The 14,181-nt window shown below is 60.6% G+C and carries 12 protein-coding genes; 2 read left to right on the top strand and 10 right to left on the bottom strand.

The annotated features are described in order from the left end of the window. Positions 1-6: 6 nt before the first annotated feature. The 8 genes from C9427_RS07820 to C9427_RS07855 form a co-directional block, all read right to left on the bottom strand. A complete protein-coding gene (locus tag C9427_RS07820) occupies positions 7-486 on the bottom strand; it encodes a class I SAM-dependent methyltransferase (protein WP_107648563.1) in 480 nt (159 codons plus the stop codon). A 141-nt stretch (positions 487-627) separates the two neighbouring features. Next, positions 628-1,809 (bottom strand): ABC transporter permease, encoded by a 1,182-nt coding sequence (locus C9427_RS07825; protein ID WP_107648564.1) that lies wholly within the window; start codon positions 1,807-1,809, stop codon positions 628-630. Further along, positions 1,806-2,804 carry an ABC transporter permease gene (locus C9427_RS07830; RefSeq protein WP_023672136.1) on the bottom strand — a complete coding sequence of 333 codons (999 nt, stop codon included), beginning with the start codon at positions 2,802-2,804 and terminating at the stop codon, positions 1,806-1,808. Before C9427_RS07830 ends, C9427_RS07825 begins: the two co-directional genes overlap by 4 nt. 2 nt (positions 2,805-2,806) lie before the next feature. After that, on the bottom strand, positions 2,807-4,705 hold the full coding sequence (locus tag C9427_RS07835) for an ABC transporter substrate-binding protein (protein WP_107648565.1): 1,899 nt from the start codon (positions 4,703-4,705) through the stop codon (positions 2,807-2,809). Further along, entirely contained in the window at positions 4,702-6,597 is a 1,896-nt protein-coding gene (locus C9427_RS07840) for an ABC transporter ATP-binding protein (RefSeq protein WP_107648566.1), read from the bottom strand. The genes C9427_RS07835 and C9427_RS07840 overlap by 4 nt, the downstream gene beginning before the upstream one ends. Before the next feature lie 148 nt (positions 6,598-6,745). After that, positions 6,746-8,080, bottom strand: a complete 1,335-nt coding sequence (locus tag C9427_RS07845; RefSeq protein WP_107648567.1) for an adenylate/guanylate cyclase domain-containing protein — start codon at positions 8,078-8,080, stop codon at positions 6,746-6,748. Between the two features lie 98 nt (positions 8,081-8,178). After that, a complete protein-coding gene (locus C9427_RS07850; RefSeq protein ID WP_107648568.1) occupies positions 8,179-9,522 on the bottom strand; it encodes a nucleotide sugar dehydrogenase in 1,344 nt (447 codons plus the stop codon). 115 nt (positions 9,523-9,637) lie between these two features. Then, positions 9,638-10,816, bottom strand: a complete 1,179-nt coding sequence (locus tag C9427_RS07855; protein WP_107648569.1) for a DUF3095 domain-containing protein — start codon at positions 10,814-10,816, stop codon at positions 9,638-9,640. A gap of 74 nt (positions 10,817-10,890) precedes the next feature. On the opposite strand from C9427_RS07855, the gene C9427_RS07860 reads away from it, so the two are divergent. Both C9427_RS07860 and C9427_RS07865 read left to right on the top strand, forming a co-directional pair. Then, positions 10,891-11,979: a glycosyltransferase family 4 protein gene (locus C9427_RS07860; RefSeq protein ID WP_107648570.1), complete on the top strand. Its 1,089-nt coding sequence runs from the start codon at positions 10,891-10,893 to the stop codon at positions 11,977-11,979. Then, on the top strand, positions 11,976-12,731 hold the full coding sequence (locus C9427_RS07865; RefSeq protein ID WP_107648571.1) for a polysaccharide deacetylase family protein: 756 nt from the start codon (positions 11,976-11,978) through the stop codon (positions 12,729-12,731). The genes C9427_RS07860 and C9427_RS07865 overlap by 4 nt, the downstream gene beginning before the upstream one ends. A gap of 1 nt (position 12,732) precedes the next feature. Here C9427_RS07865 and C9427_RS07870 read toward each other — a convergent pair whose 3' ends face one another. Beyond that, positions 12,733-13,587: an MBL fold metallo-hydrolase gene (locus tag C9427_RS07870; protein WP_107648572.1), complete on the bottom strand. Its 855-nt coding sequence runs from the start codon at positions 13,585-13,587 to the stop codon at positions 12,733-12,735. Positions 13,588-13,715: 128 nt separating this feature from the next. Next, a complete protein-coding gene (locus C9427_RS07875; RefSeq protein ID WP_008875211.1) occupies positions 13,716-14,165 on the bottom strand; it encodes a cyclic nucleotide-binding domain-containing protein in 450 nt (149 codons plus the stop codon). Between the last annotated feature and the right edge of the window lie 16 nt (positions 14,166-14,181).

A 14,181-nucleotide genomic window follows, 5' to 3' on the forward strand; every position in this document is an offset into this window, starting at 1 on the left:
CCGCCCTTACACGCGCCTGCAGAGGAAATAACGATCGGCGGGCTCCGAAGTCGGCGGCGGGAGGCGTTGCAGCAGCGGGTGATCGAGCGGCGTGCCACTGACCGCGAAGCCGCCGACGCGAAGCAGGCGCGCAATCAGATCGGGAAGCCAGGTAGCGGTCACTGCATCGCGATCGTCATAGCCGGTGCCGATGTCGGCATGAACAAGAGCGGCGTCGATGCCAATGAACTCGCGGGCCGTCTCGCGTATTTCGCCGAGCACGAGGTTTTCAGTGTCGGGAATTGAGCTGGCGTGTGCGCCAACTTCGCGGTCGAACACCACGATCCGGCGCCCGGGCAGGCGCTCGCGCAGATGGTGGAACGTCCGGCCATTGCCGAGGCCGAGCTCGAGCACAGGTCCCTCCATCTTCGCCACCTCGGGGCAAATTTGATTGAGAATGTCGCGCTGTGCGGTCATCCTGCTGATGAAATTATCGAGGCGACTCATATGCGATTGTATGTCCTGAACCAGCAGCCCCGATCGAGGCTTGCCGCATATAGAGGCGAACGACGAACCTTGCAATAACGCAACCGGCCGCCGACAAGCATCATACGAGTCGTCGGCAGGCCGCGCGGCAGCACAGCGATCTCACTTGTAGGGGTCCGCGGCGTCCCGCAAGCCGTCGCCGAGGAAGTTGAACGCCATGATGACTAGGATGACGGGGAGCATCGGCAAAAGCAGCCATGGATAGAACGCGATCACGCTCACGCTGCGCGCCTCGGTGAGCAGGATGCCCCAGCTAGTTATCGGCGCTCTCAGGCCGAGCCCAAGGAAGCTCAGAGCCGTCTCGCCCAGGATCATGCCGGGTATGGAGATCGTCGCCGTCGCGATCAGATGCGACATGAAGCCGGGAATGAGATGCCGTCCGATGATGCGGCTGCTTCTGGCGCCCATCAATTGCGCGGCCAGAACGTAGTCCTCCTCGCGCAAGGCTAGAAGCTTTGAACGCACGGCCCGCGCCAGTCCGGTCCAGTCGAGCAGCCCGAGGATGACTGTTATGCCGAAATAGATCAAAATCGGACTCCAGGTTATCGGCATGATCGCCGCCAGAGCCAGCCATAGCGGAATGCTGGGAATCGATTGCAGAACTTCGATTATCCGTTGAACGATCAGGTCGAAGATACCGCCGTGATAGCCGGCCAGTCCGCCGATGACAATGCCGAGCAGGAAGCTGAAACTGATGCCGACGAGGCCGATTGTCAGTGAAATGCGTGCGCCATAGATGATGCGCGAGAGCACATCGCGCCCCAGCCTGTCAGTGCCGGCCAGAAAGAGCTGGCCGTTTTCGGCAGGGCAGACAAAATGCCTGTCGCCTTCGATCAGGCCCCAGAACTGGTAGCTGTCGCCCTTGCAGAAGAAACGAATCCGCTGAACATCATCCTGTTGTTCGATGTAGTTCCGCTTGAGCGTGTCCATATCCAGCGTCATCTTGCGGCCATAGACGAACGGACCGACGAACTGGCCGTTGTGGAACAGGTGCACCCGCTGCGGCGGCGAATAGATGTAGTCCATGTTGCGCGTGTGCAGATTGTACGGCGCCAGGAACTCGCAGATCACTATTCCGAAATAAAGTGCTGCCAGGAATATGCCGGATACAACGGCAAGCCGGTGCTTCCGGAATTTCCACCACATCAGCCGCAACTGCGACGCCTGAAAGACCTTCGACTGCTCCGGCGTCATCGCCTCGACCGACTGCAGGTCAAAGGGCGCGGTGGAAACGTAGTGCTGCAGTGGAGCACCCGGAGCGGGCAGGGGCGAATGCGTGTTCATTTGGTGCTGCCGCCCTGCAAACGAATTCGTGGATCAAGCAGCGCCAGCGCCAGGTCGGAAATCAGGACGCCGATGACTGTCAGGAAGGCTAGGAACATCAGGAACGACCCTGCCAGATACATGTCCTGGCTTTGCAGCGCCTTGATCAGCATCGGCCCGGTCGTTTCCAAGGACAGCACGATCGCCGTGATTTCGGCGCCGGAGATGATGGCCGGCAGGATAGAGCCGATGTCGGAAATGAAGAAATTGAGCGCCATGCGCAGCGGATACTTGACCAGCGCCTTGAACGGATGAAGTCCTTTGGCGCGCGCGGTCACGACATATTGCTTGTGTAGCTCGTCGAGAAGATTGGCGCGCAGCCGCCTGATCATGCTTGCCGTGCCTCCGGTGCCGATGATCAAGACCGGAATCCAGAGATGGGCGAGGATCGACTTCGCCTTGGCCCAGCTCATCGGCTCGCCGAGATATTGCTGGTCCATGAGATGGCCGATGGATGTGCCGAACCAGATGTTGGCGAAATACATCAGGATCAGCGCCAGCATGAAATTCGGAATGGCAAGGCCGAGAAGGCCGAAGAAAGTCAGGCCGTAGTCGCCCCAGCTGTATTGATGCGTGGCGGAGTACATGCCGATCGGAAAGGCGATGAGCCAGGTGAAGATGATCGTGACGAAGGAAACCAGCACCGTGAGCCACATTCGGTCCCCGACGACGTCGCGAACCGGCAGCTCATATTCGAAGGAATAGCCGAAATCGCCATGCAGCATCCCGCCGACCCAGTAGAAGTAGCGAATGACCGGTGGCTGGTCGAAACCATATTCCTTGCGCATCATCTGGATGCGATCGGAATCCACCGCTTCGCCCTGAGCCCGAAGCTCGGCAACATAGCTGTCGAAATAGTCGCCCGGTGGAAGTTCGATGATCGTGAACACCAGCGCCGATATGACCAGCAGCGTTGGAACCATCACGGCGATGCGCCAGACAAGATATCGAAGCACGCTCAGGAGCCTCCAAGCCAGAATGTATCCGGCATGTAGACACCGAAATAGGCGGTCGGGTCGTAGCCGTAGAGCGCCTTGTCAGGCAGATTGCGCAGCCGGGAGGACACCAGAATCGGCTGATGCGTTCCGTTCACCGTGCCGATCGAAAACACCTGGTCGGTGTAGATCGACAGCATTGAATTCCAGATTTCGGCGCGCTCGGTGGCTTCGGTCGATCCGTTCCAGCGCTTGAGCAAAGCCATCAACTCGACCACTTCAGGAAGATCGGGCGCCTCACCCATCTTGCCATGGGACAGATAGTGAGCGCCCCAGAGCGGCCATTGCAGCTGGTCATCGATGGTGGGGGCAAGCTGGGACGGGTTCATGTCGGCGGTCGGCACGCCATTGTCGATACCCGACCACATCGACATCATGATCTGGCCGCCAAGCGCGCGGCTGCGGAAGATGTCGCGCTGCGAAGTCCGGATGAACAACGCGATCCCGATCTTGCGCCAGTGATCGGTGATGAGTTCGAGTGCGTCGGTTTCCAGCGTGCTTTCGCCGGCCGTTTCCACGATGACCTGCGCAGAGCGTCCATCGGGAAGCATCCGCAGGCCGTCATCGTCACGCGTCTGGAGCCCGACCTCGTCGAGCAGGGCATTGGCCTGGTCGGGATCATGGGCAACCCAGGCTTTCGCGAATTCCGGCCGGTAGAGCGGGCTCTCCGGCAAGACCGTATCGGCACTTTCCTGCGCCAATCCGTAGAACACAGCCATGTTGATCTCGCGCCTGTCCACGGCGAGCGATAAGGCGCGGCGCACGCGCACATCACGAAGAAGGTCACGCCACACCTGGTCGGAACAATTCAGATTGGGCAGCAGCGCCAGCCGCGAACCCTGTGTGCGTTTCCACAGATGCATCTTCACCGGGTAGCGCTTCTCCGCGTCTTTCAGGAAGGAGTAATCGCTGAAGTCGATTCCCATGCATTGCAGGTCGCTCTCGCCCGCACCGGTCTTGGCGGAGATGATCGCCGACGAGCTGACATTCATGACGATCCGGTCAATATAGGGCAGTTGCCGGCCATTCTCGTCTATTCGATGAAAGAACGGGTTTCGCTCGAAGACGAATTGCTCGGCCGGCGGCTTGGTCCGGTTCTGCCAGGGATCGAGTGTCGGCAGTTCCGGATTCTCCGGGCGATACTGCCGCGACATGCGGATATGGAGGAGCGTCCATTTCTTGGCCCGGTTCTCCTTCATTAGGCCGGCGAGCCGGAATGGATCCTGGTATTTCTTGTGGAACTGCTTGAGATAGGCGGCCGGCAGAACAAGCGATAGCGGCGAAGCGGCAGCGAGCTTGGGCAGGAAGTCAGGATTGGGCGCATCCCAGCTATAGCGGACCGTCAGCGGATCGATGATCTCGAAGCGTGGCGGCCTGCCGTTCGCCAGCAGGCTCGGGGCAAGCGCGCCCTGCGAAAGCTCATCGTTCAGCCAGACATCTTCCCAGCAATAGCGAAAGTCCTCCGGCGTCAGCAGGCTTCCGTCAGACCATTTATGCCCTTCCCGAATCTTGAAAGTGAAGACGCGATCATCCGCTACGTCGAAACTTTCGAGAATGTCGGGCTGCAAGTGAAGCTTTTCGTCATAGCCGACCAGACGGGCATACCCGTAGATCGTCATCATCCGGATATCTTTCTGACTGCCGATGATCGTGCGTAGCGTGCCGCCATACTGGCCGGGCTGCCGGCCCATCGCGGCGAGGTTCAACGCGCGCGGGCTCTTGGGCAAGCGTTCGGCGAGTGCCGGCAGCGCCCTGGCCCTGAGCTGCGGCTGGAGAAATTCCGGCTCCAGGTCGCCGGCGCGCAACGTGCCCGGCAGAAATGCCGAAGCCATGAGTCCAAGGACGGTGCGCCGGCTGATCAATGGCGTAACTCGCTGACATCGGCCGTACGCCGGGCCAGCACAAGGTGACCGCCGCCAAGGTCGAGCGGCGACAGCATATCCTCGTCGCCTTCGTCGCGGAATTGCGGTCCCCATGCGCTGGTGTCGGAAGCGCCGCCGAGCTTCAGCGTCTTGAAATCCATCGGCCGATCGAGATCGGGGAAGGGGACTGCGGCCAGCAGTGAGCGCGTGTAGGGGTGGATCGGTTTCCTGAGCAGGATTTCGCGCGGCGCAAGCTCGACGATACGCCCGCCGCACATCACCGCGATGCGGTCCGCCATGTAGTCCACCACCGCCAGATTGTGGGATATGAACAGGTAGGTCAGGCCCAGTTCCTTCTGCAGGTCCTTCAGGAGGTTCAGGATCTGCGCCTGGACGGAGACATCGAGCGCCGAAACCGGCTCGTCGCAGATCAGCAGTTCAGGCCCCAGCGCCAACGCGCGCGCGATGCCGATACGCTGACGCTGCCCGCCGGAGAAACTGTGGGGATAGCGCTTGATGAAGCGCGGATCGAGCCCGATTGCCTGCATCAGGCTCTTGACCGTGGCGAGTCGGGACGCGTCATTGCCACGTTGATGGATTTCCAGCGGCTCGCTCAAGATGTTCTCCACCGTCATGCGAGGTGAGAGCGACGAAACCGGATCCTGGAAGACCATCTGGATTTTCGCGCGCAGCAATCGCAGGGCGTCTCCCTCGGCTTCCAGCACGTCGATCGGTCCTTCGCGGCCGTTGAAGACCACGGAGCCACCGCTAGGGGTAACAGCCCGCATGAGGATCTTGCTGACGGTGGTTTTGCCGCAGCCGCTTTCGCCGACCAGACCCAGGCACTCACCCCGCCTGATGTCGAAGCTCACGCCGTCCACGGCGCGAACGGAGGTTTGATGGCTCCCGCCGAACCATCCGGACTTGCGGGTGGTGTAGACTTTTTTCAGATCCCTGACCGACAGCAGGATGTCGTCCGCCCCCTTCGATGCAGGCGCCGTCTGTTTGCCCAGCAGGTTCTCGACATTCACCGGCACCTCGCGAAGCGCCTTTAGCCTTTCGCCAGGCTTCAGGTCGAAATGCGGAACGGCTGCCATCAGGCCCTTCAGGTAGGGGTGGCCTGGCCGGCGGAATATCGCCTCCACAGGTCCCGCTTCCATGATCTCGCCATGGTACATGACCACCACCTCGTCGGCGACATTGGCGACCACGCCAAGGTCGTGTGTGATCAGCAGCATCGCCATGTTCAGCTTGGTCTGAAGCCCGCGCAGCAATTGCAGGATTTGCGCTTGGATGGTGACGTCCAACGCCGTCGTCGGCTCGTCGGCGATCAACAAAGCGGGCCGACAGATGAGCGCCATGGCGATCATGGCGCGTTGACGCAATCCTCCCGAAAGTTCAAAGGGATACATGTCATAGGCGCGCTTGGGGTTGGGAAAGCCGACAAGGCCGAGCATTTCCTCGGTCCGCGCCTTGCGCTCCACCCGAGCCATGGGCGTATGAATCTGCAGGGACTCGCTGACCTGGTTGCCGATCGTGTGCAACGGCGACAGCGATGTCATCGGCTCCTGAAAGATCTTGCCGATGCGGCTGCCTCTCAACGCCCGGATTTCGGGTCCGTCGCGCGGCATCTGCAGGATATCCTGCGTCGTGCCAGGTTTTTCAGGATCGGAAAACAGGATGCGGCCGCGAACATGGGCTGTGTTCGGCAAAATGCCCATCACTGCCTGGCTGAGAACCGACTTTCCGGAACCGGACTCGCCCACAAGCGCGGTAACCTTGCCGGGCAGGACGCGAAGATTTGCACGCCTGACGGCATGCAATGGTCCCCCGACAATGGCAAAAGTGATGCCAACATCTTCTATCCGCAGCAGATCAACGCCCGAAGTCATTCTCACACCAGCCCCACTCTGGCAGGTCCAGAAGGCGAGACTAGCGTATTGCGCGCCTAGAGCAACTTGGATTCGAAACAGTCGCCGGTTCCCCGGCGGAACCGGCCAACGGACTGCATACCAAGGCGTTCGGATCAGATCGTGGCGGCTATTGGAGTTTCCTCGGGTCGCCCGCCGACAGCCGGGCGGCATCGCGATGAAGCAGCATGACCTGCTCGGCGTCCGATATCCGGTCGTGAATCGGCGCAGCGTCTTCATCGACTGCGAGAGCACCCGACAGATCGGGTGAAAGCACCGTCAGCTTCTGCTTGATACCAGCCAGTTCCTCCTTGCCGAGCGTCAGCCAGTTGGTGCCGCCGCAATAGCCGGCGAAGTCTTTGCTGGCGAGAACGCTGTACGGATATTTCTTGGTCAGGGTCTGAAGGCGCTGGACCTCGTTTACAGCCGAGCCGAAGACAGAGAATGTCAGCCGGTCGGTAAGCCCGACATTGCCGAACATCACATTGCCGACATGCAGGCCGATACCGAATTTTATGTCGCCCAACCCCTGCTCCTTTCTGCGCAGATTGAGCTCCATCATGCGAGCGCTGGCCTTGTGCGCTGCCGCAAGAGCAGCCTGGCAGGCGATCTCGGACTGTGCGCGGTGCCTTTCGCAAGGGTAGACGGCAATGAAGCCATCCCCCATGAAACTCATGATCTGCCCGCCTCTGCGATTGAAAGGTGCGGCAATGGCGTCGAAAAACTGGTTCAGCGTATCGATATAGATTTCGCGGCCGGAGGTTTCGGCAAGCCTTGTCGACCCGCGCATATCGGCCATGACCAGTGCGGCCCGGATTGTGTCGCCCTCGCCGCGCTTGATCTGGCCGTCCAGCACGCGCCTGCCGGCGTCGCCGCCGAGATAAGTGGTCATCATGTTGTCGGCGAGCTTGGTGAGCACCGCCATCTTGGTTGCGATAGCGAGATGGTTCTGGATGTGCAGCAGCGCCGAAATCATGCTGTCGCTGAAGCCTGCAGCACTGTCGGTGGACCAGGACCCCATCATGCCCTGACTGGTGTCGACGCTGAAGGGATGGACGAAAGCCATGTAATCGGTGATGCCCATACGGCTGAGTTCATCGAAAACAGGAAACTCTGACCGCACCGACGGGTCGAGCCGGCGCCGCAGATGGTCGAGCTTGTGGCTGAGCAGATGGTAGTATGGGCTGGTCAGGAATCTGTCAGAATGAACGCCGTTCTCACTGCGGAAGCCTTCCACTTGCAGGCCCTGGCCGCGAAGCCAGGTGAAGCCAAGTGCGTCATAAAGCGGATGAAGCATCGAAAAGCTCAAATGCACCCGCTTCAGCGGCAGGCCGGCGGCAGCGAGCCGTTCACAAAAGCCCTTGACCAATGTTTCCAGGTCGTTGCCCGCCAGCGCCGATTGGGTCAGCCAATCGGCAACCTTATCCATGAGAATGGCGGAAATTTCTGCTTGCGCTGTGCTCATGCTCTCTCCGAAGTCCTGGACATTATGTGGCGAGGCTGCCGGCGGAGTGCAATCACGATCCTGACAGCGGGCAAAAAAATTCGCCGGCTCCGACGCCGTCAGGCCTTCACCAGTGTCTCTCGCGCTAGCCCGAGGCGGCCAAAAACATTGCGTGTGTCGACGATTAGAAGAGCGTGATCAGCGATCGCCTGATAGTCGATCGCGTCGTGGTCGGTTGCAACGACGACAGCATCGAAATCCTTCAAGGCCGCCTCGGTCAATTCGACCGAGCGACGCCCCTTGATCGCCATATGCTCCCGTGTGGTCGGGATCTCGGTAACATGCGGATCGTGGAATTCCGCCTTGCCGCCCCATTCCTCGATGAGTTCAATGAGCCGCAATGAGGGGCTTTCGCGGATGTCGGGCACATTCTTCTTATAGGCGAGCCCGATGATAAGAATGCGCGAGCGGCTGAGCGCCTTGCCGCAGCGCCGGTCCAGGGCCTTCGCCAGTTCATCGACCACATGACGCGGCATGGCCGTGTTTATCTCCGCCGCCAGCTCGATGAAACGGGTCGGCAGTTCGTATTCGCGCGCCTTCCACGTCAGGTAGAAGGGATCGATCGGAACGCAGTGCCCGCCAAGTCCGGGGCCAGGATAGAAAGGCATATAGCCAAAGGGCTTGCTCTTTGCCGCCTCGATCACCTCCCAGATATCGATGCCCATCGCACCGAGCACGACCTTCAACTCGTTGACGAGGGCTATGTTGACCGAGCGGAAGATGTTTTCCGTCAGCTTGACCGCCTCGGCGGTCGCCGTACTGGAAACCGGAACGACGGTCTTGACTACGCCCTGGTAGAAGGCCTGGACGAGCGTCGCCGCTTCAATGCCGTCGCCTGCCACGACCTTGGGGATCGTCGCGACTTCAAAGCTGCGGTTGCCGGGATCCTCGCGTTCGGGCGAGAAGCCGAGGAAGAAATCTATCTTCGACTGCAAGCCGGTTTCTTCCATTATGGGCTTGATCACGTCGTCGGTGGTGCCGGGATAGGTGGTCGATTCCAGCACGATCAGCTGGCCGAGACGCAGATGCTTCGCGATGGTGCCTGCCGTGCTCCTGACAAAGGAGAGGTCCGGCTCACGGTGCTTCGTCAGCGGCGTCGGAACGCAGATGATGATGACATCGCAGACGGCCAGTTCGGCAAAATCCGCAGTGGCGCGGAACCGTCCGCTCGCCACATGGCCGGCAAGGGCTGTCGACGTCACTGCCTCAATGTAGGATTGGCCGTTGTTCAGGCTCTCGACCTTCTGGGCTTCGATGTCGAAGCCGGAAACCGGGAAGCCGGCGCGTGCGATCGCAACCGCCAGCGGCAACCCGACATAGCCCAGTCCGATCACGCCGACTTGCGCGACACGCGTCGAAATCCGGTTCAGAAGACGGTCATATGTCGATCGTGAGGCGTCCAAAAATCTGCTTTCCCGTCAATTCGGACAGACTATCCGCTCCCATGGCGAGGCTCACCATGATCCCGAGAATCATGGCCGAGGCATATTGCGGAAAATCGGTTTCCGCAAGCCGTCATCAGACCGGCGCCTTCGCCTTCAGGCTTGCGGCGGCCATCGCATAGCCGCCGGCGGCGCCATCGATGAAATGAACGTGATCGCGTTGCAGCGGCGATGCGACGAGGCATGTCATCAAGGCCGATTTCTGGCGGTGCAGGCCATAGTTGCAGATGCCCGCCTCTTCTGCCTGTTTCAGCCGGTTCTCAATCCGTTGCAACACATCCGCGTCAACGTCGATGGTCATCTTCAAGCCGTCGTCGAACTTCCGGAAATCCGAATTGCTGGCCACGTCGCGTTTGTAGATCTTCGGATCGAAACCGCCGACCGTCCAGCCATATCTGTCCGTAACAGCCGTAAGCGTCATCAGGAACACTACCCACAGCTTCGACAGCCACCGCCATCCTGGCGGGGCCATGGCCCGCGCCTCGATATCGAGGCCGGCGGGCAGAAAACTGTAGCCCGGCCCGTTCACTGGCACCGGGTGGCCATCGCGTTCCTGCCTGCCGGCAAGGGCGATGATGTCGGAAGCCAGAAACTGAAAACCGCGCAGGTCGCGCGACGCCCCCGGTACGGCTATGATCGAGACGATTTCGCCATGCCGGGCTTCGATCGGGTTCCAGCGGCAGGAGAGGCCGGTCAGATCCGGCCGCGCGCCGGCCGGCGCAGGATCGACGCGGTAGCGCCCCGCTTTCATCTCGGCTTCCGCCCAACTGCCGCCACCGCCGGCGAACATGGCATAGAAGACCGCTTCGGAGGCCTGGAACCTCGCCACGCGAACGTCGAGGCCTTGCGCTCTTACATCCTTTATCGGCACGATTGCGGCACGCAAGGTCAGATCCAGTTCGTCCGCTACCCATCTCTGGACAGCCGCCAGCGCGTTGCGGGTGATCTCCAGCGCCGAGCCGGGAAACGCCACGAGTGCGCCATCGCCGCCGAAGACGAAGGGAAGATCTTGCCGGCCCAGCGCATTGAGCAGCGCCGAAATGACGCTGGCGCCGGCCATATTGACGGTTTTATAGCGCCCAGCCTCGATCGCCTTGGTCGAGCCGACGATGTCGGCGGTGGCCAGCGCCCAGCCATCGGGGAGAGGTCGATAGTTATCGATATCGGCAACGCTTTCGAACTTTGCGAAGACCGGCAAAGAAGCGACAAACGGGTCGGACGCGGCAGCTGTTTCCATGATCATCAGATAGCACATTCCACCGGTTGAAGGTGAAGTCGATCATGCTTCGAAATTGACTTGCGCAGGCTTTCCGATGATAGGATCCGGCGATGCGAATTGCCTTCTACGCGCCGCTGAAGTCGCCCAATCATCCCGTCGTCTCCGGCGATCGCCAGATGGCACGGATGCTGGTCAAGGCTCTGGAGCATGGAGGGCATAGCGTCGAACTGGCATCCGAATTGCGCTTCTATCTACGTCAGCCGGAATCGAAAAGTTTCGATGCGCTCAAGATCGAGGCCCGAGAGGAAGCCACGCGGCTGACCAAGCTTTGGGATCGTGACGGCAAGCCCGATCTCTGGTTCTCCTATCATCCCTATTACAAGGCGCCCGACCTGATCGGCCCCGAGCTGACGTCGGCCTTTGCTGTCCCCTATGTGACAGCGGAAGCCTCCTATTCGAGGCGGCGCAACGCCGGCTTATGGGCCGATACGCAAGCGCTGGTGGCGCGAGCCATCGAACAGGCAGCACTGAACATCTGCTTCACGCAAAGGGATCGCCAGGGACTGACAGATGCGATTCCCGGCGCCGCTCTCGGTATGCTTTCGCCTTTCATCGACACATCGGTATTCCGGGAAACGCCGGCACGGGGTTGTCCGACACGCCTCGTTACCGTCGCCATGATGCGCGCGGGCGACAAAGTCGAAAGCTATCGCATGCTGGCGCAAGCACTCGGTTCGATCGGCCACCTGCGCTGGACCATGTCGGTCGTCGGGGACGGGCCTGCTCGTGACGAGGTCAAAGCGCAATTCGCCGGCTTGCCCGCCGACCGTATCGAATGGCTTGGCGCGATTGAGCCAGCCGCCGTGCCGGATGTCCTCTACAGCGGGGGAATCTACGTCTGGCCGGGTTACGGCGAGGCCTATGGCGTTGCCTATCTTGAAGCACAGGCCGCCGGCCTTCCGGTGGTGGCCCAGGAGATTGCCGGCGTGCCGGAGGTGGTGCGGGATGGCCAAACCGGGTTTCTCACCCCGTCGGGCGATGTAGCGGCGTTCGCTTCTGCCATTGAAAGGCTTCTGGCCAGCAACGACGAAAGAACCATCATGGGCGCGGGAGCTAGGCGTTTTGTCCTCGAGGAACGTTCCCTCGGTGGTGCGGCGGCGCGTCTGGCCGAACTTCTTCCGAAGATCCCGGTTTCATGACATCCGATCAGATCTGGACCCCCCTGGTGGAAGAGCTGGCGTGCTGGCAACGGGCGGACCGCAAGGCAGAGTTCTGGCTGCGCGACGATGACGCCGTGGATCCGACGCCTGCGCTTGATCGGCTGCTCGACCTCACCGGTGAATTCGCGGTTCCGGTCACTCTGGCCGTCATTCCGGCCCTGACTGATGAGAAGCTTGTCGTCCGGCTTGACGAGGCGCCGCATGCCACGGTCGCCATCCATGGCTGGGCGCATCGAAATCATGCGCCTGAGCATCAGAAAAAGCAGGAGCTCGGCGCGCATCGGCCACGCGAGGCAGTGCTCGATGATCTGGCTCGCGGGCTGTCTCACATAACCGCCCTGCACGGCGCACGTGCCGTTCCGATGCTGGTGCCACCCTGGAACAGGATCGACGCCAGCTTGGTATCCGACCTTGGATCGATAGGATTCGCGGCATTGTCGGTCTATGGGCCGCCGAAGCCGGCTTCCCTGGCGGTCATCAACAGCAATGTCGACATCATGGATTGGCATGGCACGCGCGGCTGCCGCGATCATCGCCTATTGATTCAGTCTGTCATCGCGCAATTGCGGCATGCATTCGACGGCGGCGAACCGGTCGGCCTGCTCACCCACCATCTCGTACATGATGAATCGGCCTGGCTTTTCCTCGAGCAGCTGTTCACAGTCACCGCACGGACTGAAGCCTGCGCATGGCTTCCGATCAGGACACTGATCGCGGGTAGAGGAAAATAGCTCAGCGCTTTTTGTGCAACGAGACTGGAAATTTGAGCGTCTGGCCATCCCGCGCGGCAAAAGCGCCGGCAAACCTGTCTTTGGCCAGTTTCTCGATCTCGTCCAGTTCCTCGTCGGTACGTGTCGGATCGTGGTGAAACAGCGCAAGCCCCCGCGCACCGGCCTCCTCACAGAGCTTGACGCCCTGTTGCCATGTCGAGTGCCCGTTACCGCGGCGGCGTTCCATTTCCTCCTCAGTGTAGGCACAATCATAAATGACGAGGTCGGCATCGTCTATCAGGCCGAGCACCGCCTGATCGAGTTTGTCCGGCTCGTGCTCAGTGTCTGTGATCACCGCCACGGCGCGGCCGCCCCATTCGACCCGGTAGCCTATGCAGCCGCCCGGATGGATAAGACTGCCGGTTCGGACCACCACACCTTCGCGCGGCCGAAGCACGTCTCCGGATACGAAATCGCGGCAGTCGAGGCTTGCCTTGCAGACGTCCATTTTCACCGGAAACCACGGCGGTCGCATGAATTCATCGACCATCTGCCGGGTCGTCATGCGTCCTGCAAGATGCCCGGACCAAAGCGTAACCTTGACGCTCCGGTCATAGATCGGCGTAAAAGCCGGCAGCCCGATTATGTGATCGTAATGGCAATGGGTGAAAAGCAGGTCGAAATCGGTTACGCCCGACGCCCGAAGGGCCCTGCCGGCAGGCCGTAGGCCAGAGCCCGCGTCGAACAGAAGCGTATGCTTACCACATCGCATTTCAATGCAGATTGTGTTGCCGCCATAGCGAGAGAATTCTGGCCCCGATACCGAAATGCTGCCGCGCACGCCCCAAAACCTGACCAGGAAAACGTCGTCGTCCATGCTAGCCCTTCGCAATCCCCGTCGCCCATCGTAGCCAAACAACCGCTGCTAGGCGAGACAGGTTTTCTCCGGGAGATCTTCTCGGCAAGAGGCCAGTGCCATCACGACGGCGAGGATCGAGCGCACGTCTATTTGGCGCTTCGTGCGTCGATCAGATCCGCGGTCGTATGGCTTAGGCGATCGGCAAGAACCCGCAATATCTCGATGGTCATTTCCGGGAACTCTCTCATAAGCCTCAGGAAATGATCCTTGCGGATTCTCAAGGCTTCCAGCGGACTTGCCGCTCTGACGGTGGCAGTGCGGGAGCTGTTGCACAGTATGGCGATCTCGCCAACAATCGAATTTGGCACCAGTTCAGCAACTTTTATCGGCCCGCTGTCGGAATCGACCAGAATATCCGCCCTGCCTGAAAGGATGACATAGGCGGCGTCTCCCTCGTCGCCCTGCCGGAAAAGGATCTGGCCGGCGCTGTAGCTCACGCGATCGGATGTGAACGCAAGCAGTTTGAGCTTTGTCGGCTCGATGCCAGAGAACAAGGGAACGCGTTGCAGCATTCCAACTTCATCCTTGAGCAGCATTGTCGCAAACCTTCCC

The sequence above is a fragment of the Mesorhizobium helmanticense genome, assembly GCF_003034915.1.
Classification (GTDB): Bacteria; Pseudomonadota; Alphaproteobacteria; order Rhizobiales; family Rhizobiaceae; genus Mesorhizobium; species Mesorhizobium helmanticense.